22 protein-coding genes and 1 tRNA gene are annotated in these 19553 nt (G+C 33.6%); 22 read left to right on the top strand and 1 reads right to left on the bottom strand.

Features of this window, described 5'->3' with window-relative positions:
* Positions 1-83: 83 nt before the first annotated feature.
* The 18 genes from P6940_RS06980 (at position 84) to P6940_RS06895 (ending at position 15081) form a co-directional block, all read left to right on the top strand.
* Positions 84-419: a plasmid mobilization protein gene (locus P6940_RS06980; RefSeq protein ID WP_277293600.1), complete on the top strand. Its 336-nt coding sequence runs from the start codon at positions 84-86 to the stop codon at positions 417-419.
* A 104-nt stretch (positions 420-523) separates the two neighbouring features.
* Positions 524-739, top strand: coding sequence for a helix-turn-helix domain-containing protein (locus tag P6940_RS06975; protein WP_277293598.1), 216 nt, complete (start codon positions 524-526; stop codon positions 737-739).
* A 4-nt stretch (positions 740-743) separates the two neighbouring features.
* Positions 744-920 carry a hypothetical protein gene (locus P6940_RS06970; protein ID WP_277293597.1) on the top strand — a complete coding sequence of 59 codons (177 nt, stop codon included), beginning with the start codon at positions 744-746 and terminating at the stop codon, positions 918-920.
* Positions 921-1026: 106 nt separating this feature from the next.
* Complete coding sequence (locus tag P6940_RS06965; RefSeq protein WP_277293596.1) at positions 1027-1251, top strand: hypothetical protein; 225 nt, start codon at positions 1027-1029, stop codon at positions 1249-1251.
* 241 nt (positions 1252-1492) lie between these two features.
* On the top strand, positions 1493-2329 hold the full coding sequence (locus tag P6940_RS06960; protein ID WP_277293595.1) for a KilA-N domain-containing protein: 837 nt from the start codon (positions 1493-1495) through the stop codon (positions 2327-2329).
* 4 nt (positions 2330-2333) lie between these two features.
* Positions 2334-3776, top strand: a complete 1443-nt coding sequence (locus P6940_RS06955) for an Eco57I restriction-modification methylase domain-containing protein (RefSeq protein ID WP_277293594.1) — start codon at positions 2334-2336, stop codon at positions 3774-3776.
* Between the two features lie 12 nt (positions 3777-3788).
* The gene (locus P6940_RS06950) at positions 3789-5927 is read left to right on the top strand and encodes an ATP-binding protein (RefSeq protein ID WP_277293593.1); all 2139 of its coding nucleotides are present in this window, start codon (positions 3789-3791) and stop codon (positions 5925-5927) included.
* 1 nt (position 5928) lies between these two features.
* The gene (locus P6940_RS06945) at positions 5929-6525 is read left to right on the top strand and encodes a hypothetical protein (protein WP_277293592.1); all 597 of its coding nucleotides are present in this window, start codon (positions 5929-5931) and stop codon (positions 6523-6525) included.
* Positions 6515-7141, top strand: coding sequence for an HNH endonuclease (locus P6940_RS06940; RefSeq protein WP_277293591.1), 627 nt, complete (start codon positions 6515-6517; stop codon positions 7139-7141). The genes P6940_RS06945 and P6940_RS06940 overlap by 11 nt, the downstream gene beginning before the upstream one ends.
* Positions 7142-7258: 117 nt before the next feature.
* The gene (locus tag P6940_RS06935; RefSeq protein ID WP_277293590.1) at positions 7259-7381 is read left to right on the top strand and encodes a hypothetical protein; all 123 of its coding nucleotides are present in this window, start codon (positions 7259-7261) and stop codon (positions 7379-7381) included.
* Entirely contained in the window at positions 7365-7943 is a 579-nt protein-coding gene (locus P6940_RS06930) for a Type 1 glutamine amidotransferase-like domain-containing protein (protein WP_277293599.1), read from the top strand. The genes P6940_RS06935 and P6940_RS06930 overlap by 17 nt, the downstream gene beginning before the upstream one ends.
* A gap of 750 nt (positions 7944-8693) precedes the next feature.
* A complete protein-coding gene (locus P6940_RS06925; protein WP_277293589.1) occupies positions 8694-9830 on the top strand; it encodes a DNA adenine methylase in 1137 nt (378 codons plus the stop codon).
* 240 nt (positions 9831-10070) lie between these two features.
* A complete protein-coding gene (locus P6940_RS06920; protein WP_277293588.1) occupies positions 10071-10949 on the top strand; it encodes a type II restriction endonuclease in 879 nt (292 codons plus the stop codon).
* Positions 10950-10959: 10 nt separating this feature from the next.
* Positions 10960-11493 (top strand): hypothetical protein, encoded by a 534-nt coding sequence (locus tag P6940_RS06915; RefSeq protein ID WP_277293587.1) that lies wholly within the window; start codon positions 10960-10962, stop codon positions 11491-11493.
* Between the two features lie 4 nt (positions 11494-11497).
* Complete coding sequence (locus P6940_RS06910) at positions 11498-12244, top strand: TRM11 family SAM-dependent methyltransferase (RefSeq protein ID WP_277293586.1); 747 nt, start codon at positions 11498-11500, stop codon at positions 12242-12244.
* A 420-nt stretch (positions 12245-12664) separates the two neighbouring features.
* Positions 12665-13984, top strand: a complete 1320-nt coding sequence (locus tag P6940_RS06905) for a haloacid dehalogenase-like hydrolase (protein ID WP_277293585.1) — start codon at positions 12665-12667, stop codon at positions 13982-13984.
* A 57-nt stretch (positions 13985-14041) separates the two neighbouring features.
* The gene (locus tag P6940_RS06900) at positions 14042-14536 is read left to right on the top strand and encodes a GNAT family N-acetyltransferase (protein WP_277293584.1); all 495 of its coding nucleotides are present in this window, start codon (positions 14042-14044) and stop codon (positions 14534-14536) included.
* Between the two features lie 266 nt (positions 14537-14802).
* Positions 14803-15081, top strand: a complete 279-nt coding sequence (locus P6940_RS06895) for a DUF1858 domain-containing protein (protein WP_051212169.1) — start codon at positions 14803-14805, stop codon at positions 15079-15081.
* Positions 15082-15531: 450 nt separating this feature from the next.
* Here the strand turns inward: P6940_RS06895 and queF are convergent, their stop codons facing one another.
* Positions 15532-16029: a preQ(1) synthase gene (queF, locus tag P6940_RS06890; protein ID WP_028258083.1), complete on the bottom strand. Its 498-nt coding sequence runs from the start codon at positions 16027-16029 to the stop codon at positions 15532-15534.
* Between the two features lie 612 nt (positions 16030-16641).
* Between queF and epsC the strand changes: the two genes are divergently transcribed.
* The 4 genes from epsC (at position 16642) to P6940_RS06870 (ending at position 19551) form a co-directional block, all read left to right on the top strand.
* On the top strand, positions 16642-17268 hold the full coding sequence (gene epsC / locus P6940_RS06885; protein ID WP_423839126.1) for a serine O-acetyltransferase EpsC: 627 nt from the start codon (positions 16642-16644) through the stop codon (positions 17266-17268).
* A 40-nt stretch (positions 17269-17308) separates the two neighbouring features.
* Positions 17309-17399 (top strand) — tRNA-Ser (locus P6940_RS06880).
* A gap of 226 nt (positions 17400-17625) precedes the next feature.
* The gene (locus P6940_RS06875) at positions 17626-18501 is read left to right on the top strand and encodes a prephenate dehydrogenase (RefSeq protein WP_277293582.1); all 876 of its coding nucleotides are present in this window, start codon (positions 17626-17628) and stop codon (positions 18499-18501) included.
* 18 nt (positions 18502-18519) lie between these two features.
* Complete coding sequence (locus P6940_RS06870; RefSeq protein WP_028258080.1) at positions 18520-19551, top strand: nicotinate-nucleotide--dimethylbenzimidazole phosphoribosyltransferase; 1032 nt, start codon at positions 18520-18522, stop codon at positions 19549-19551.
* Positions 19552-19553 lie beyond the last annotated feature (2 nt).

The raw sequence follows: 19553 nt of genomic DNA, 5'->3' as shown, positions 1-19553 counted from the left end.
ACACAAGGTTCACTATGGATTTTTTATGTGTTCAATTTCATTTTATAATTAAGTATGTAAAATTATTTATATCAAAGTGTTTAATTTCTACTTGCAATTTAAGACTTAAAATATATTTAACAGATGAAGAAAAAGAAATCTTTGAAAAGAAAATGAAACTTGCAAATTGCAAAACCATGTCCCACTTTCTTAGAAAATGTGTATTAGAAAAAGAAATTTATATTGTAGACCTAGAACCATTTAGAAACCTACAATGGCTACTTTCAAATATAACAAATAATATAAACCAGATTGCAAAAGCGACTAATACAACTGGTGTTATTTATAAGAAAGATATTGATTATATGAGAGAAAAAATAGAAAAATTGTCAAAAGAAATATGGTATATACATTCCTTTTTATTATACAGAACTAAATAGAATTACTTCCTTACAATATCTTAGACCTGTAAGAAGTTTTTAAAATATGATATAATATAATTAATTGAAATGCCAATTTTTAAAATTACAAGGGAGAGAAATTTATGCAAAACTTTGGGAAAATTATTTTTAAAATAGACCAGGTTTTAGAAGAAAAAAATATAAGCAAAAACAAATTAGAAAAAGAAGCAAACCTTCAAAGGACGCAACTTAATTCTTATTGTAATAACAAGGTTAAAAGGATTGACTTAGAAACTATAGCGAAGATTTGCTATGTTCTTGAGTGTAGAGTTGAAGATATTATGGATTATGTGAGGTAATAAAATGAATAGATACGAAATTATTCAAAAAATAGATGACATGTATCAGATGGGTAATACTGAATCAGGAGAATTTAGTTATGTTCAAGTACTTAGGACTGTTGGCAAAAATATAAAAGATTACCAAAAAGGAGACACAGATACAAACCATCAATACTTAGACATAAGATTTGAAAAATGATAGATTAGTTATATTAATAGAAACAAAAAATATCTTTAAGTCAAGAAAAAATAATAATAAAAGATGTAAGAAATCTTCTATCAAGATTGTTATCTAAAACAATGATGTGGACACTATAAATAAATCTGGAAAATTATCTGTGTTAAGTAGCAAGGTACTATATGATCCAGATATAGTAAATTTAACGTATGATGAGTTGCAAAAAATATTGGAATTTATAGATAATAATATAATTCCTTTTATTAATGATTCAAATACTGAAGGACAAGATTTATTAAGTTTATTCTTTACAACAATTAATAAATATGTTGGTAAATCAGATAAAAATTAGGCGTTTACCCCAGATTACATTTGTGAATTTATGTATAAAGCTTTAGGAGTAAATAATAATTCATGAATTTTAGATACATGTTCTGGGCTTCTTGTTATAGTAGTGATAGAGGAAAATAGTTATGTAAATATAAGGAGTTCAATACTTCTACTAAAGTTTAAAACTCAAGTAATAAATAATTGATGTGCTGCTTTGAGCCATGATCATTGTAAAGAGTACACTAGTATAAGGAGAGAGCAAATTGTCAAAAATAAATAAAGAACAAATTTCTGCTAAAGGATTTTCAATTCAGGTTTATACTGAAGATTTTAAAAATGACTATATAAGCTTAACGGATATAGCAAAATATAAAAATACAGATGATCCAAGATTCGTTATTCAAAACTGGATGAGAAATAGGAATACTCTTGAATTTATAGGATTATGGGAAGCACTTAATAATCCAAATTTTAACCGTGTGCAATTCGACACGTTTAGAAATGAAGCTGGTTTAAATAGATTCACGATGACACCAAGTAAATGGATAGAATCTACTGAAGCTATTGGAATAGTCTCAAAATCTGGTAGATATGGTGGAACTTATGCTCATTATGATATAGCGATAGAATTTGCGTCTTGGCTTTCTCCAGAGTTTAAGCTATATATTATTCAAGATTATAAAAGACTAAAAGAAGATGAAAATTCAAAATTATCATTAACTTGGAATCTGCATAGAGAAATATCAAAGATTAATTATAAAATCCATACAGATGCAATTAAAGAATACTTGCTTAAAGATTTAACTAATGAGCAATTATCTTTTAAATATGCAAGCGAGGCGGATATGCTGAATGTAGCACTATTTAATAAAAGAGCAAAAGAGTGGAGAAAAGAAAATCCTAATTTAAAAGGAAATATGAGAGACTATGCAAATCTAAACGAACTATTAGTTCTTGCAAATATGGAAAGTTACAACTCAGTTTTAATTGCTAAAGGTATCAAACAAAAAGAGAGAATGATAGAGCTTAGAGAGTTTGCTAGAAAACAGATTTTCGCTTTAATGAGACTAGATAGCGAATCAATAAACAAACTGGAGTGATTAGATGAAAAAGAAACCAAATATAAAAAATATAGCTCATAAATGTCAAATATTCACCCCGGAAAATTATGTTAAGGAGTTACTGGACTCAGTAGGATATCGTAAGGATATATTAGATAAAACTATATTAGAAAACTCTTGTGGAGATGGTAATATACTTGTTGAAATTGTTAAAAGATATATTGAAGAAGCAATAGAACAAAAATATTCTAATGAAAGGATAAAAGAAGGTTTACAAGATAATATTTTGGGATTTGAAATTGACACGGATCGATTTGATGAGTGTATTTATAATTTGAACTTAGTAGCAAAAAAAAATGATATACATGATGTACGATGGAAAATTTTTAATAAAGATTATTTAAAAAGTGAAGTTAATATAAAATTTGATTTTATTGTAGGCAATCCACCATATATAACTTATAGTGATTTAGCTAAGGAAGAAAGGGAGTTTATTAAGGGAAAATATAGTACTTGCAGACAAGGCAAGTTTGATTATTGTTATGCTTTCATAGAACATAGCATTAACTCTTTATCAAATAGAGGAAGGATGTCCTATCTGATACCTAGCAGTATATTCAAAACAGTTTTTGGTGAAAACCTCAGAGAATTTATGATAGATAATACTATTAGAATAAAAGATTACACAAAAGAAAAAATATTTGATAATGCACTGGTAAAATCAGCAATATTGATAGTTGATAGAGGATGTAGTAGCAAAAAAATTCAATATATTGATATGTGCAGTAATCGCAGGTTATATATTTGCAAAAAAGAAATTAAGGACAAATGGATTTTTTCTAATAAATTTAACGTTGGCGAGAAGCGTTTTGGTGATTATTACAAAGTTTCTCATGTAGTAGCAACTTTGTTAAATAAAGCATACGTAGTTAATGAAAATATGTATGATGAAAAGGAAGAATTTTATAGAGTTGGTAATTTTATGATTGAAAAAGATGTATTTATGCCAACAGCAACGCCGAGAACTATGAGGTATAGAAAGGTTGAAAAAATTATTTTTCCATATAAATATATTAATAGTCAATTAATAAGATATGAAGAAGAGGAATTTAAAAACTTATATCCAGGTGCATTTGCTTATTTAAGTCAATTTAAAGAAGAATTAATTGAGAGAAAATCAGATAGAAGAGCAAAGTGGTTTGAATATGGGAGATCTCAAGCGCTTTCGGGGATTAAATGTGAAAAATTACTCATATCAACTATTATAACAGACAAAGTTTGTATTTATAAGTTAGGCGAAGATTGCATTCCGTATGCTGGTATGTATATTTCTCTAAAAAACCAAAATCAAAAATATAATTTAGATTTTGCAAAAAAAATTTTAAAGAGTGAAAAATTTTTTGAATATGTAAAAAATATTGGAATAAATATAAGCGGAAGTTCATTGAGAGTTACATCTAAAGATATCGAAGATTTTTATTTTTAAATAGGAGGGGAAATGGAATATCTTAAGTATAGTATTGAAGATAGTACAATTGCGGAGTTATTAGGAGTACAGAATTTTTCCAAAGATGAGGCCGCAATTTTAGAATTGGTTAAAAACTCATATGATGCAAATGCTTTGAATGTCACGCTTCAATTTATAGATAAATCTACATTAAAAATAATAGATGATGGTGATGGTATGGATTCAGATGATATAAAAAAATCCTGGATGCATATTGGAAAAAGCAATAAAGGATATGACTTCATTGATGCAAACAATAAAATTAGGGTACAAGCTGGAGCAAAAGGTGTAGGTAGATTTGCTTTATCAAGATTGGGCAAAAATATTAAGTTATATAGTAAAAAGGAACATAAAGACGGAGTTATTTGGGTAACGGATTGGAATACATCTACATTAGAGATAAATTCTAGTATAGAGAATAAAGGTACTTGTATTGTAATAAATAATCTTAGGGAAAAATGGACTCTGAATAGGATTAAGCAATTAAATAAATACCTTGAAAAAACATATAATGATACGGCTATGAGAATACAAATTATAGCCAATGATTATAATGAATATGTGGATTTACATTTTCCAGAACCTAAACCTGGAAAGAATTGTAGATCATTCATTAATTTAGAGTATATAAAAGGTGATTTATTGGTATCAGTATTGTCAGATGAGTTTGCTATTGATGCGGAAAAGTATTGTGAAGGAATGAATTTAAATCAACACAGTAGAAAAATTAATATTATAGATGAATTGGAAGGTAATGAAATTTTTGATATTTATGGGGAAGAATTAATTACAGAACTAGAGGAACTTGGAGGCTTTTCAGCAAATTTATTTTTTAATTTAAATGCTACAAATTATGATAAAGAAAAGTTTCTCTATAAATACCTAAGAACGGGTGAAATTTTGGATAGTGGTGTTGTTCTTTATAGAAATGCTTTTAGCATATCTTCATTTGAAGGCGAGAAAGATTGGCTAGGGTTAGGGAAAAGATCAAGAATGTCACCAGCAGCAGCATCACATCCAACAGGTGCTTGGCGAGTAAGGGAAAATCAAATATCTGGTTTCGTATCAATAGATAAAAAAGAAAATAAAGCACTACAAGACCTTATGAATAGACAAGGATTAGATGAAAATATATATTATCAATTATTTATTCAAATAATATTAATTGGTATCAAAGAATTTGAAAGATATAGACAAAAAATAATACGAAATATTAATAAAAAAAATATTATTGAAGAGAACTTTACAAAGAGAATATCAGATGAAATCGTAAAAAATCCTAAAATAATAAATAATTTAAATAAGAACGATAAGGAGAAACTTATTAAAGAACTTAAGTTGTTTAATCAGGATAGTAAAAAACTTAAACAAGAGAAAGCGGATGTTGAAAAAAGGTATAGATATGATGTAAGAATTTTGAATGCTTTAGCAACATCAGGTATGAAAGCTACATCAATAGCGCATGAGATAAACAATGATAGAAATCAAATCGAACCTTCTTATGATCTCATCATAAATTCTTTAAAAAAATATAATGTTTGGGATATAGTTAATGATCCGGAAAATAGAAAATTGGCATTTGAAGACATACCAGGTCTATTGGAAAATAATCATGCTGCAGTAAAAAAGATACTTAGGTTCATTGATGCGATTTTAGAAAAAGTAGAAAAGGGACAATTTTTTGCTACGAAATTGAATGTCAAAGAAATTGTGAGTCGAATAATAAAAAAATGGGAAAAAGATTATGCTTGGTTAAATGTGGAATTATGCATGGATGACTTTTTAGAATTTAACATATCAAAAGACACATTTTATACAATATTTGATAATTTAATATTAAATAGTGTGCAGCAAAACAGTCAATCAAATGAATTAAAAATAAAAATTTTAATCAATAAAGAATGTAATAAGTTAAAAATCTCTTATTATGACAATGGAAAAGGATTGCCAGAAAAATATTTAAATAATCCAAGAATTATTTTAGAACCACATGAAACAAGTAGACTCAATGGGCATGGGCTTGGAATGTGGATAATTAATAATACAATTAATTTGCAAAAGGGAGAGATTCTTAATATTTCAGGTGAAAAAGGATTTGAATTTATTTTCGAAATGGAGGAGGCTTTATAACATGCAATCGATAAATATGCTTTACGTAGATGATAAAATAGATTTGTTTGTTTCAAAATATTTAAGTGGATACTCAAATGATAAGGCTCGTTATGAATATTTGGAATTAAAATTTGAAAGCAATTATTCATATGAGAATTTACTTAATAGTGAAGAGATTCAAAAATCTGATATATTATTTTTAGATTCAATGCTTTTTGAAAATAGTACTGTACTGGAGAACAAAATTTCAGGGGAAGAGCTTGGCTTGATAATAAAAAAGATATTTCCTTTTAAAGAAATAATAGTTATCACACAGTATCAAGAAAAAATGGAGTACAGCACATTAAAAAAATATAACTCCAGTACCTATAATTGTGATCCAAATTTATTTTTTAATGAGAATTGGGATAGTGTAATAGAGAAGGCAACAGAAAATATTATTTTAAATAGAAACATTCTGAAAAACATTTCATCTAAAAAATATGTTGAAAAATTTTTATTTGAGAAAATGGAAAATTCAATAAATGGAGTCTTAGATTATGATAATTTAACAAAGGATGATATTGATAATCTTATTAATGCTTTTGAAGTAATGAGAAAACTATATGAAGAATGATTATAGAAATACAAAATATTGTGATTTAAAAAATAATATTGTGTCTGAAAAAAATTTTTTAGAGAAGAAAATACTAAAGGATCATCCTAGAGTTAAAATAATATATAATCAAATAAATAAAAAAGGTAGTGAATATAATAAAAAATTTAGAATGATATATAATAACAAATGTGCTTATTGTGGTATCACAACAGATGTAATAAGTTCTGAACTATTCGAAATAGATCACTTTATTTGCGAGGCATCATTTAATGGTGATTCTATAAAAGCTGGTGAGATAAATAATTTGGTTTTATCGTGTAGAAAATGCAATCTGGCAAAAAGGGATTTTAAGTGGAGTGAAGAATATTCTTCTATGTTTAATGTTGACGATGGAAGCATAACAAAATTATTTTACAGAGATGAGGATTATTATATTAGAATAGAAAAAGAATACATAACGGACAGCGTGATTTGCAGTTTTTATAATAAACTTAAATTAAGTGAAGAAATTAGAAGATTAGATTTTTTGCTTATGAATATGTATGGATTTTATGAAAAGAATTCCAATGACAGCAGGATAAGAAGCATATTACAATATATTGTTCTTCTACAACGAAAAAGAAATGGATTATAGTTAATACATGAATAAGGTTTCGTGTATCTAATAGTAATAGCTTCAAATATTTATGTAAAATATAGGGAGTTCAAGACTTTTACTAAAGAAACAGATTTTAAACACAGGAGGAAATTTATGATTATAGCTATTGGAGGCGGGGAAGTAGCCTTAAATGAAACTTACGAGATAGATAAATTTATTGTAGAGTCATCAAAAAAAAGAAAATCCAAATTTTCTATTCATTCCGACAGCAAGTAAAGATGCCCCAGCATATGTAAAAATTATTGATAAATTATATGCTGGGCTAGGATGCAAAACTGACACCTTGTATTTATCTAATGTAGAAGTAGACAAGGATGAGGTCAATCAAAAGATAGAAAATGCAGACATCATCTATGTTGGTGGTGGCAATACCCAGTACATGATGAAAGTTTGGGAAGAATACGGTGTAGATAAGGCACTAATTAAGGCTTATAAAAGCGGCAAAGTGCTCTCCGGCTTAAGTGCGGGCTCTATATGCTGGTTTATTGCAGACCATAGTGATAGTGAGTTTATAGAAGGTATTGAAAAGCCAAAACCCATATGGGTTAAAGGCCTAGGAATTATACCTTATTTACATTGTCCTCATTATGATGAGCCTGAAAGAGTAGGTTTTGATGATTTCTATTCTGGACAGCTAACAAATGCGATTGCAATAGAAAATCAAGTGGCAGTTGTTTGGGATAATTATAAGATGTACGTTATTAAATCTAACCCTAATAAAAACGCATATAAACTTTCTTGGAGTGATATAGGTTTGAATAAAGAAGTTTTATCTTAAGGTTTTTATCCGGTACTGGGACTGGGACGGGACTAAAAATTTGAAAATGTCCTTTAATTAGATGGATTTGATGATATTAGAAAAAATAAAATCTAGTATTTTGAATGTTTTGGGATATATCGGATGTTTGGAAAAGAAGAATGGGAGTAAATTGGAGTATTGGGAAAACTGACATTTGTGTAAGTTTGTGGCACTTTGGAAAGTATTTTAGCAATACATTGATAACAGTGTATAGCACCATTATTCTTGTAATTCAGTAGTTTTGTGGTTAGAGAATATCAACCAGTGGTTATGCAATAAATAAATCTATATTATAAATTAAGTCCTTAGCTGTGGGTATGAAACTTATAGCTAAGGGCTTTTTGTCGTCTTTTATTTATCTGGTTTAAGTTAATCTTTGAATAGTTTAATTAAAGCGTAACTAAGTTACTGTAAGTATACGTTCTACCATTTTTGTGGTATTGAAAAGATATAAGAGTTGTTATAGAATTTTTCCTACAAGTGGTAGGATGTATAGGTATATTGTAGATATAGAAGAATTGCCAGCGTATATGTGTTTATGGTTGGTAAAGAATATGCTGATAGGCAAGGCGTAATGAAAAAGACGAAGAAGCCGTGAGAATGGATTGGTAGAATGAGTAACATTCAACTACGCATAAGAGAAAGAGGTCGATGCTGAATTGATTTATGTGTAACAGCAACGTGAAGGTGGCAAGAGTTTAAATCTCTGGCACCATACACTTGAAAAGCTTGAGTGATATTGCTATTGTTCGAGGATTAGAATATAATAAAAATACTAAAAATGGAGGTATCACTATGAAATATATGTCTGCAAGGGAAGCCGCCGCTAAATGGGGTATTTCACAAAGGCGAGTGGCGATTCTTTGTTCTGAAAGTAGAATTAATAATGCAACTATGGTAGGTAATATGTGGATTATCCCTACAACGGCAGAAAAACCAAAAGATGCAAGAACTACTCGATACAACAAACAAGAAGAAAAAATTATTAAGCCATTTCTTAAATGGGCAGGTGGTAAAGGACAACTTCTTAAAGAAATAGAAAAATATTATCCTTATGATAATGAGAATATCACAAAATATGCAGAACCATTTGTCGGTGGTGGGGCGGTTCTTTTTGATATATTAAGTAAGTACGATTTAGAAGAGGTTTATATTAGTGACATCAATGCGGAACTTATTAATACATATCGTATTATTAGAGATGATATTGATACTCTTATTTCTATGTTACAAGTTATGCAAGATGAATTTATTCCATTGGATACAAGCGATCGTAAAGTTTACTATATGGAAAAGAGAGAACGCTTTAATGATTTAAAAATCGATGGTGATGAAACTATTAATATTGAAAAAGCAGCATTGATGATATTTCTTAATAAGACTTGCTTTAATGGACTTTTTCGTGTGAATAAAAAAGGTTTATTCAATGTTCCAATGGGGTCATATAAAAATCCAATGATTTGTGATGAAAATAATCTTCAAGCGGTATCTCAGAAGTTACAAAAGGTTACCATTGTTTGTAGTGATTATAGATTGTCAAAAGAGTTTATTGATGAACATACTTTTGTATATTTTGATCCACCATATCGTCCGCTTACAAACACAGCAAGTTTTACAGCATATACGGAAACCTTGTTTAACGATGAAAGTCAGAAAGAATTGGCGGAGTATGTTGGCGAATTGAATAAAAGGGGTGCAAAGATTGTAGTGAGCAATTCAGATCCTAAAAATTCAAATATAGATGATGATTTTTTTGATGATATTTACGCTGAGCATAAAATTAAACGAGTAGAAGCAACAAGGATGATTAATTGCAATGGTAAATCCAGAGGAAAAATTAAAGAATTACTTATATCTAATTTTTAATGCGAAACAGTATTATAATAAATACAGAAAAAAGTGGAGAAAAGAGCATTAGAAATTCATGGCACTGCTAAATATTGATGTGAAATATATTTATTTCTTATTTGATTGATTTAGAGACAATACATATAAAGACGTACTAGATTATATGATTAGTATGCATTGTCAATATTGCTTTGAATATATATACTATCATCAAAATTGAGACTACCTATACTAAAAAAAGATGAGGAGAAATGGTAAATGGAAAGAAATTTTATAGATTGGCTATCAGGTTTTCGTAATAGCATAGCTGATTATGGATATTATATAGACTTTGAAAAAGTGCATAGAAATGTTGATGGAATAAAAGTGGAATTACATGTTTTAAACTCTCTTATTGGTTCTCAAAACATAGAAAATGATTTTGAAAGATTGATGAGAAAGTATCCTGAAATCATGAAATGTATTCCTTTACTCTTGGCAGTACGAGCAAAAGAAATTTATTGCCAAGATGAAAATGGCGGATTTTTATATCAATTTGACTTTGAAAAATATCCGCCTACTAGTCATGGTCATTATGAAAAATATAAATATTTTATGAGAGAAACAGGACTATTTGATTTGTTGGAAAAACATCTTATCAATAATTTAGTCGATTATGTTACAGGTGTTGAAACAGGACTCGATTCAAACGGCCGTAAAAATCGTGGTGGACATCTTATGGAAGATTTAGTTGAAAGCTTTATTTGTAAAGCAGGATTTGTAAAAGACGAAAACTATTTTAAAGAAATGTATATTCATCAAATTACAGATACATGGAATATCGATTTATCCGCTATTTCTAATCAAGGTAAGATGGAAAAACGCTTTGATTTTGTTATAAAAACACCAAGCATGATTTATGGTGTTGAAACCAACTTTTATACAAGTGGGGGAAGTAAATTAAATGAAACAGCGCGCAGTTATAAAACGCTTGCTATTGAAACAAACACTATAAATGGATTTACATTTGTGTGGTTTACTGACGGAAAAGGTTGGACAAGTGCGCGTAATAATCTTGAAGAAACTTTTGATGTTATGGAACACATTTATAATATCAAAGATTTAGAAGAAGGCATTATCAATAAAGTAATGATATGAGGTACAATAAATGTCGAATAGAATATTTAGATATAATGTAAATTTAGTTCCACTACATATAGAAAATCAAGCACAAAATGCTTTTAGAGATGAACTCAATAATATACCATATTTGCTATATGAGGTTGAAAATTTGTCAACAGGAGAAATAATTGCAATTAATAAACCAGGAGGAAAAAGAAACTTTGGTAGGTTATCAAGAGATGATTTTATGGTGTTTATTTTCAATCCATGTGAACAAAAATTATGGTTAATTAGCCATAGTGAAATTAGTGATGATATAGCGGATAAATATAACTATGATGAGAGGGAGGCATTATTGCTAATTAAAGGTCTTTATAATGTTTGCTGTGGTGATGAACCGGATGAGGTTATTGATAGATTGCAAATTCGTGATACTATTGGACTTCCTGTAGAAACAATTCTTAAAGTATATAAATGGATTTGGGGACAAGAAGATTGCAATTATCCGACTAAAGCTGGACGGTGGCTTTCAATGAATGCTTTGTTGGATAGATTTGGAGTTAATATAGAGGATATTTGATGATATGGCGAAAAAAATAACAAAATGGGAACCAGATGATTTTGAACTTGAAATGACTACGCACTGGTCCTTTCCAAAGCGTGGTGACTGGGCAACGCACGATGCAAAATGGAGAGGGAATTGGTCACCTTATATTCCTCGTAATATTTTACTTCGATATTCAAAGGAAAATGATTTAGTATTAGATCAGTTTGTTGGTGGAGGGACTACACTCGTAGAAGCAAAGCTGCTCAATCGAAATATTATTGGTGTAGATGTGAATGATACAGCACTTGCAAGATGCAAAGAGAAAATAGATTTTGAGCATGAGGGGGCAGATGGCAAGGTTTATTTACGTAAGGGAGATGCACGCAACTTAGATTTTATCAGCGATGAAGGAGTTGATTTAATTTGTACGCATCCACCTTATGCCAATATTATCAAATACAGCGAAGATATATCTAAGGATTTATCTCTGTTAAAAGTGAAAGATTTTTTAGAAGAGATGAAGTTAGTGGCCTCTGAAAGTTATAGAGTTTTGAAAAAAGATAAATTTTGTGCTGTCCTAATGGGAGACACTCGTCAAAAAGGCCATATGATACCCATGTCTTTTGAAGTGATGAAAATCTTTGAAGATGCTGGATTTAAACTTAAAGAATTGATTATTAAAGAGCAACATAATTGCCGAGCAACGGGGTATTGGAAAACGAATAGTGTGAAGTATAACTTTTTATTAATAGCGCATGAATATTTGTTTGTGTTTAGGAAATAGGGTGTTGTTGTATGCCACATTCTTAGTTGTCAACATATATGTTACACATTGAGAAGTATTCTGATACAACTTGTCTTGGATTGAGGGCTTTTTCCCCTATCATCTTGAGTATTCATTTTCTGCTATATTTCTCGATTTCTCTTAGTTTGATAGCATTTATTCCCGTAGCTTGGAAAACGAATACATTTAGTCAGAACATATCTTATATCAATTTACACTTATTGCTAGGGATACACATCCATGTATGTCTAGTTGGAATAGCTTTTTAAACAAACTCCCTGATAAAGCCCTCTATGTGCCATTAGGTATCATACTTATATAGGTGATTGGTACATTCAGCTATACATGGTATGATATAGATAATAGTTGTAGGGGATAGTCGTATTGTAGATGATCATAGGCATAGAAAGGGGCGACGTAATGGCAAAAAGGAAAAGACATGACGATAAGGCGAGAGAGTTTTCAGAGGAAACGCCTGTTATAGAGGGTCATAATGTCACCATATCTCGTAATCGAAATGGACATAGGTTGCATGAAAAACAGGGGCACCACGCGATGGACGTGAAAACGGATATGGCGGGATTGCCACATGAGGAGAAAGCACACTTGCCCATTGTGGCGATTTGTTATGACTTTGATAAAACGCTGTCTCCTAGTGATATGCAGGCTCAAGGGTTTATTCAGTCCTTGGATTGTGAAATTTCTGATTTTTGGAAAGATTCTAATGAACTGGCGGAACGTAACGAGATGGATCAGAATTTGGCCTATATGTATATGATGATACAAAAGGCGCATGGTAAAGTGTTGGTGACGAGAGCTAGTTTAGAGCGGTATGGCCGACAGGTTACGTTGTTCCCAGGAGTTACTACGTGGTTTCAGCGCATGAATGAGTATGGCAGGCAACATGGAGTCCAGGTAGAGCATTACATTATTTCATCGGGCCTTAAAGAAATGATTGAAGGCACGCCCATTGCCCATGAGTTCACTAAAATTTATGCCAGTTCTTTTTATTATGATCGAGCCGGCGTGGCAGTATGGCCAGCACAAGCAGTTAACTTTACCAATAAAACACAATTTTTGTTTCGCATAGAAAAGGGCACCTTAGATGTGAATGATCAGGCTGTCAATGATTACACTAGTTCGGATGAATATCGTGTGCCCTTCCGCAATATGGTGTATATTGGCGATAGTGACACAGATATTCCTTGCATGAAATTAGTCAACACGAATGGCGGTCATTCAATTGGCGTCTATGATCCTACCTTGCGTGATCGGACAAAAGTATGTCGCATGTTGACGGAACATCGTATTAGATATTTTGCTCCCGCCGATTATTCTAAAGGGTCCGATTTATCCTCGCTGGTGGAATGCATTATTGACCGCACCGCAGTGAATGAACGATTAGAACAAGTTCACTTTGCCTGTCATCGCGATACGGAAGCTTACTGGAAGAAGCAATCGGAAGAGGATAAGGCTAAGAATAAATTGATTAGCCAATTGGAAGATAGTGTTAACTTTGCTAGCACCCATTCAATTATAGAAAAATTATCTCACTGGACGACATGGCATGATGAACAGCGACAGAAATTAATTCATATTGCCTTGACGAATACACAGGTGTTGCATATTATCAACGATGAGGATATTGGTGATTTTTATGCTATGATTTGTGAACGGTGTGATACGGAAGAATCTCAAAAAATAAGGGCCTTATTGGAGGGAAAGAACGCACATACATAGCAATGCTACTGCTAGATTGGCGAATGTTACATCCAGTTAGCTGATAAAGGAGAGAGAATGAAGATTCGTAACGGTACTGAGGCCGATATACAAGCTTGTTTAGCGATTTACAATTATGAGGTGCAACACGGTGTGGCAACGCTTGATCTAACAGAGCGCACACTTTCAGAATGGCGCGTGTGGTTTCGTGAACATCATCAGGATAATCACATCGTACTGGTGGCGGTAGATGAGGTAGAAACCGTTTTGGGGTATGCCACATTGTCCGCCTATCGCGTGAAAGAAGCTTTTAAAAGTACGGTTGAATTGTCCATCTATGTGCATCCCGAGCACCGACAGCAAGGAGTGGCTACGGCGTTAATGGAAACTATCGTAGGATTGGCACGAGCCGATGAACGTACGCATTTGGTCGTATCCGTTATCACGTCGGGCAATCAGGCGAGTATAGCCTTACATCATCGGTTTGGTTTTACTTGTGCCGGAACGATCCCTGAAGTGGGATATAAAAAGGGATCTATGCAAGGTATTGATCAGTATTGGTTACGTGTGTAATCAAACGATACGAGTAATCATTGGTACATGACATGATTTTTTTCACATGTGCTTTTTAGAAAGAGCGCATAGTGAGAGACTCTATTGAACGTAATTGGTTCTTATACATTTAATATAGGTAGGTTAGCGTTGATGCATAGAGCACCATGTTATAAGAGAAAAGGCACTCTTAGGAACATTGGGGTAGCTTGTTATAGATGATTGGTGTATACTTAAGACATAATCGTAATAAGTTTGCGTATACTATAAGTGAGGTAAGAGCCTTGATGAAGATTAGAAAAGATATGCCCCTAGTGGAGGCGTTAGCGGTGTCTCCCGTGATTCCAGAAATTTTAGTCAATTATGGTATGCTATGCCTATTTTGTAATGCTACAGAAGGTGTATCGGTATTAGAAGCCTGCAAGGGCCATGGCATGACAGAGTCTTATGTAGATGATATGATTGAAGATATTAATGATTATCTAGCGAATATTACGCCAGAAGAATTAGAAAACGCGCGGGATTCTATTTACGCTAGTTTTAACACCTATCATGGGCGCATGTAAGTTAGAACTTGTGGTGCGTTCATTAGATGATTGCTATAGAAAATCTCCTTGAATTTTCCACATCTATGCTCATTGCAACTGGTATAGTACGTTTTTTAGGTGATTTTTCTAGGATCGTAAAACGTTTTTCTTATAAAGTGCTATTAGACATATAAGTAGAAATCAAAGGTATAACCAAGAATAGTGCTGTTAGAATTTTCTATCATATGAGAAGTGCCTAGCTTTAGATAACCATAAAATGGTATGGTGCAGAGTGGTTATGAAAGTCAACCAGCATAAGACGCGACTGATTTATAAGCCACGATATATAGGGAGGTTAACATGATAACCACTATAGCCTATTGTATGGTGACATGGATACCTATAGAATAAGGATAAGAAAAGCCCTTATAACACTAGACATAATTGGTGTTATAAGGGCTTATAGTATGCGGGGTGAGAATATGACTCTTAGCGATAGGCAACACGTTCTGGTTGCATGTCGTGAAAGTGCAATCGTTCCTTGGCCGTTTGTTCCCAGTCTGTACCAGGTTTACCATAGTTGGCAAAAGGGTCAATGGATAAGCCACCACGAGGCGTGAACTTTCCCCATACTTCAATATATTTAGGATCCATCAGACGAATTAAATCTTTCATAATGATGTTGATACAGTCTTCGTGAAAGTCGCCATGATTGCGGAAACTAAATAAATATAATTTTAAGGATTTACTTTCTACCATTTTTTTGTCCGGCACATAGGATATATAAATGGTGGCAAAATCTGGTTGTTTTGTCATGGGACATAAACTAGTAAATTCGGGACAGTTAAATTTTACAAAGTAATCGTTATCAGGATGTTTATTGTCGAACGCTTCTAATACTTGTGGCGCATAATCGGTTGGATAGGTAGTAGTGTGACCTAATCCAGTAACGCCGTGTAATTCTTCTGTAGTTCTTCCAGTGCTCATAATGACCTCTTTCTTAATTAGTATACGCACGTATGGCATGAGAAATCTAGGATAGGCTCTGTATGTCATACGTGCATACTATCAATTATCATATTCTATACAATCGATGTACATCTGTGATGGATGCTCAATACTACATAGTAGTACGTGATACTTTATTATACATTATTTTATGAAAGATGGCTAAGGAACTGATTTTTATACGACATAGGCGCTACTTGTAACTACTTGCCATCAGATGGATGTCACTATGCATCATAGTGCTGTATGAAGATAGAAAAGTATACAGCTAGAAACATATACGGATAGAAAAGCATCAAGATAGAAATGGTTATAGATAGAAATGGATGAGATAGGTAGTGTGTATCACCCATCTATGATAGTAGGATAGGGTGTCTATGAGAAAGAGGGATAATGAGACCTATAAAAATATTTTTACATAGTAGGAAAGACATTGGATTATATGCTATGATATAGGAATATAGATGTAATACAATGAGCACAGAACTTGTAGATGGTCTAACTGCGATTCGTAGATATAGTGTTTTTCTATGTATAAGGTATAGGGATAGTAGTGCTTGGTGTACATAAATTGATAGTATGAGGGGTAGTATGAGGCAATTATGGAAAACAATACAATATAATATAAAGCGAGTTATGGAAGTGGATCCAGCCGCCACATCGGTGATTATGGTGCTATGGACATATCCACATATGACAGCATTATTTTGGCATTTTTTTGCCCATCGCTTATACAAGCGAGGCTGGTGTATACTAGCGCGACGCATTGCACTCCATGCGCGCCGTGTTACAGGGATTGAAATTCATCCCGGTGCCACGATAGGACGCGGGTTGTTCATTGACCATGGTATGGGTGTCGTTATTGGGGAAACGGCGATTGTTGGTGATGATGTTACGTTGTTTCATGGCGTGACGCTAGGCGGTATGTCGTCAAAGCGCGTGAAACGACATCCTACAGTTGAGGATAATGTACTGATTGGTACGGGCACTAAAATTCTTGGAGATATTACCATTGGGGCACGTACAAAAATTGGCTGTAATTTGGTGATTAAACACGATATTCCTGCGGATATGATTATCTTTGAAACGGATCCAGAAAATATGTATGTGCGAAAACCACAATCGGAAACGATAGAGCCTAACCAATTAGAACGAGCAGAGCATGAATCCTCATTGGCGTCGAAGAAAAAAGAAAACTATATCGAGTATTATATTTGACAACCTATAGTGAGTATGGTATTATAGCAAAGTAAAGCTTGGAGGATTACTCAAGAGGCTGAAGAGGACGGTTTGCTAAATCGTTAGGGCGGGTTACCGTCGCTAGGGTTCGAATCCCTAATCCTCCGCCATGCTTTTTTTACAACTGAATGAAATATGCAACGTAGCAAAACCTTGTACATACTAGGTTTTGCTATTTTTATAGGAAAAATAGAAGTCACCTAACTTTCATAGTAGTGAAATAGAGTATAATAGAGCATATCGATATGAGGAATGTTCTTTTGTCAGATTGCGTACCTCATGGTAGTATAGATACAGGGATGGTACATAGCAGTAGAGAGAACGTGAGGGACGTATATGAGTACAACGGTAGGAATTATAGGATTAGGGCTATTAGGTGGTTCTATGGCAAAGGCCTTACGAGCGTTTACCGATTATGAGGTGATCGGCTATGCGCGGCGACAAGAAGTGTGCGATGCAGCATTACTCGATGGGTGTGTCAGTAGTGCCTCTACGGATGTAACAGACATAATTGAGAATTCTCACATTGTCGTCTTTGCTTTACCGCCTGATAGAAATGCAAAATTATTTACAGAAACGGCCCATTTATTTCGCCCTGGCATGGTGGTGACAGATGTATCTAGTGCGAAACGTAATTTTGTAAAAGCTGTGTATGATGCGATTCCAGAAGGTGTGCGATTTGTATCCATTCATCCTATGGCGGGATCAGAGCGAGGCGGCTTTGAAATGACCACGAAGGAACTGTTTCGCCATACCACGTGGATTGTATTAGATGATCCGACTCGGACTTGTTGGAGTGAACAAGTGGCACAGGAATTGAGTAATATGGGACGCGCTTTTGGGGCCCGTGTAATACATGTGCTGTTAGGCGAACACGATGACTACTTAGCTAGTGTGAGCCATATGCCGCACTTGATGGCGGCTACCGTAGCCGTTGTCGGCGGTGGCGGTGAGGATGGCACATTTCGCATGCAATTAGCAGCAGGAGGGTTCCGTGATGTCACTCGCATTTGTGCAGGTAATCCAAGTATGTGGAGAGAAATTTTGCGAGGAAATCGAGAGGCGGTCCTTCGTGAGTTGACCGAAGTGGAAACACAAGTGGCTAGATTGAAAGAATTGTTAGTGGCCGATGATGAAGGACGTGGGTTAGAAGAATATTTGCGCAAAGCGAAAGCGATTAGAGATACATTTACAGAGTTAATGGTCAAGTAAAGACGTAGAGGAGGACCTATGAGTACGTTTAAAGAAACATGTGCAGCGATTACAGCGCGCAATAGAGATATTGAAACCGCCATTAAAGAAGAATGGCAACAAAGAGATTGTGTAGAAGCGTATGGTAAATTAGTACCCATGGTAGCACAATATGGGGCGGCGACGGAGCAAGTGTCGCCGATGCCACCGAAACGATGTATGATTATTGCCTCGGCAGATCACGGTATTGCCAAATTAGGGGTTAGTGCCTATCCTATTGAAACAACGGTAGGCATGACACAAAACTACTTAATTCCTAAAGGAGCAGGCGCCAACGCACTGGCTAACTACTGTGAAGCGGATATGGAAGTCATCGATATGGGAGTAGCTGCTGATATGTCGTGGGTGCCAGGATTACGCTCGTGCAAGTTAGGTATGGGAACTCATAATTTTCTAGAAGAACCAGCTATGACGAAGGAGCAAGCTATTAAGGGCATCGAAGCAGGCATTCAGTTGGTAGAAGAAAAACATAGTGAAGGATATAACGTATTTTTAGTGGGAGAAATGGGAATTGCCAATACTACCTCTAGCGCCTTAATGACGGCTAAATTTGCGGGCCTAACAGCTGACGAAGCAACAGGACGAGGCAGTAATATTTCCGATGAACGATTGAAATTGAAACAACGGGTAGTGCATGACACGTTGGTAAAATACAAGGACATTCCATCAACCGATGGATTGGGCATCCTGGCGGCCGTAGGTGGTTTTGAATTTGCTTGCATTGTGGGGGTTATCTTGGGTGCTGCTGCCCATAAATGCATGGTGATTATTGACGGATTTAATACGACTGCTTGTGCCATGGTAGCGCATTCCTTAGCACCTATGTCTATGGATTATGTGATGGCTTCTCATTTATCGGCTGAAAAAGCTCATAAAAATGCGTTGGCCAAGATGGGTCTAGCCGCCTATGTGGATTTGGGCCTTTGCTTAGGTGAAGCATCGGGTGGTTCTATCCAAATGGGCATGTTAGATTTAGCAGTACACATGTATAGAACTATGAAAGGGGTATAATG

The sequence above is a fragment of the Veillonella montpellierensis genome (assembly GCF_947090115.1).
Classification (GTDB): domain Bacteria; phylum Bacillota; class Negativicutes; order Veillonellales; family Veillonellaceae; genus Veillonella; species Veillonella montpellierensis.
The sequence above is the reverse complement of the archived record's forward strand: the minus strand, read 5'-3'. Positions and strand labels throughout refer to the sequence as shown.

What these genes read in the sequence shown, in the direction of transcription:
- P6940_RS06940 (WP_277293591.1), top strand. Translation starts at nt 6,515, where the DNA reads ATGAAGAATGATTATAGAAATACAAAATATTGTGATTTAAAAAATAAT.
- P6940_RS06895 (WP_051212169.1), top strand. Translation starts at nt 14,803, where the DNA reads ATGAAGATTAGAAAAGATATGCCCCTAGTGGAGGCGTTAGCGGTGTCT.
- P6940_RS06950 (WP_277293593.1), top strand. Translation starts at nt 3,789, where the DNA reads ATGGAATATCTTAAGTATAGTATTGAAGATAGTACAATTGCGGAGTTA.
- P6940_RS06935 (WP_277293590.1), top strand. Translation starts at nt 7,259, where the DNA reads ATGATTATAGCTATTGGAGGCGGGGAAGTAGCCTTAAATGAAACTTAC.
- epsC (WP_423839126.1), top strand. Translation starts at nt 16,642, where the DNA reads ATGAGGCAATTATGGAAAACAATACAATATAATATAAAGCGAGTTATG.
- P6940_RS06975 (WP_277293598.1), top strand. Translation starts at nt 524, where the DNA reads ATGCAAAACTTTGGGAAAATTATTTTTAAAATAGACCAGGTTTTAGAA.
- P6940_RS06875 (WP_277293582.1), top strand. Translation starts at nt 17,626, where the DNA reads ATGAGTACAACGGTAGGAATTATAGGATTAGGGCTATTAGGTGGTTCT.
- P6940_RS06970 (WP_277293597.1), top strand. Translation starts at nt 744, where the DNA reads ATGAATAGATACGAAATTATTCAAAAAATAGATGACATGTATCAGATG.
- P6940_RS06870 (WP_028258080.1), top strand. Translation starts at nt 18,520, where the DNA reads ATGAGTACGTTTAAAGAAACATGTGCAGCGATTACAGCGCGCAATAGA.
- P6940_RS06955 (WP_277293594.1), top strand. Translation starts at nt 2,334, where the DNA reads ATGAAAAAGAAACCAAATATAAAAAATATAGCTCATAAATGTCAAATA.
- P6940_RS06945 (WP_277293592.1), top strand. Translation starts at nt 5,929, where the DNA reads ATGCAATCGATAAATATGCTTTACGTAGATGATAAAATAGATTTGTTT.
- queF (WP_028258083.1), bottom strand. Translation starts at nt 16,029, where the DNA reads ATGAGCACTGGAAGAACTACAGAAGAATTACACGGCGTTACTGGATTA.
- P6940_RS06900 (WP_277293584.1), top strand. Translation starts at nt 14,042, where the DNA reads ATGAAGATTCGTAACGGTACTGAGGCCGATATACAAGCTTGTTTAGCG.
- P6940_RS06920 (WP_277293588.1), top strand. Translation starts at nt 10,071, where the DNA reads ATGGAAAGAAATTTTATAGATTGGCTATCAGGTTTTCGTAATAGCATA.
- P6940_RS06910 (WP_277293586.1), top strand. Translation starts at nt 11,498, where the DNA reads ATGGCGAAAAAAATAACAAAATGGGAACCAGATGATTTTGAACTTGAA.
- P6940_RS06915 (WP_277293587.1), top strand. Translation starts at nt 10,960, where the DNA reads ATGTCGAATAGAATATTTAGATATAATGTAAATTTAGTTCCACTACAT.
- P6940_RS06905 (WP_277293585.1), top strand. Translation starts at nt 12,665, where the DNA reads ATGGCAAAAAGGAAAAGACATGACGATAAGGCGAGAGAGTTTTCAGAG.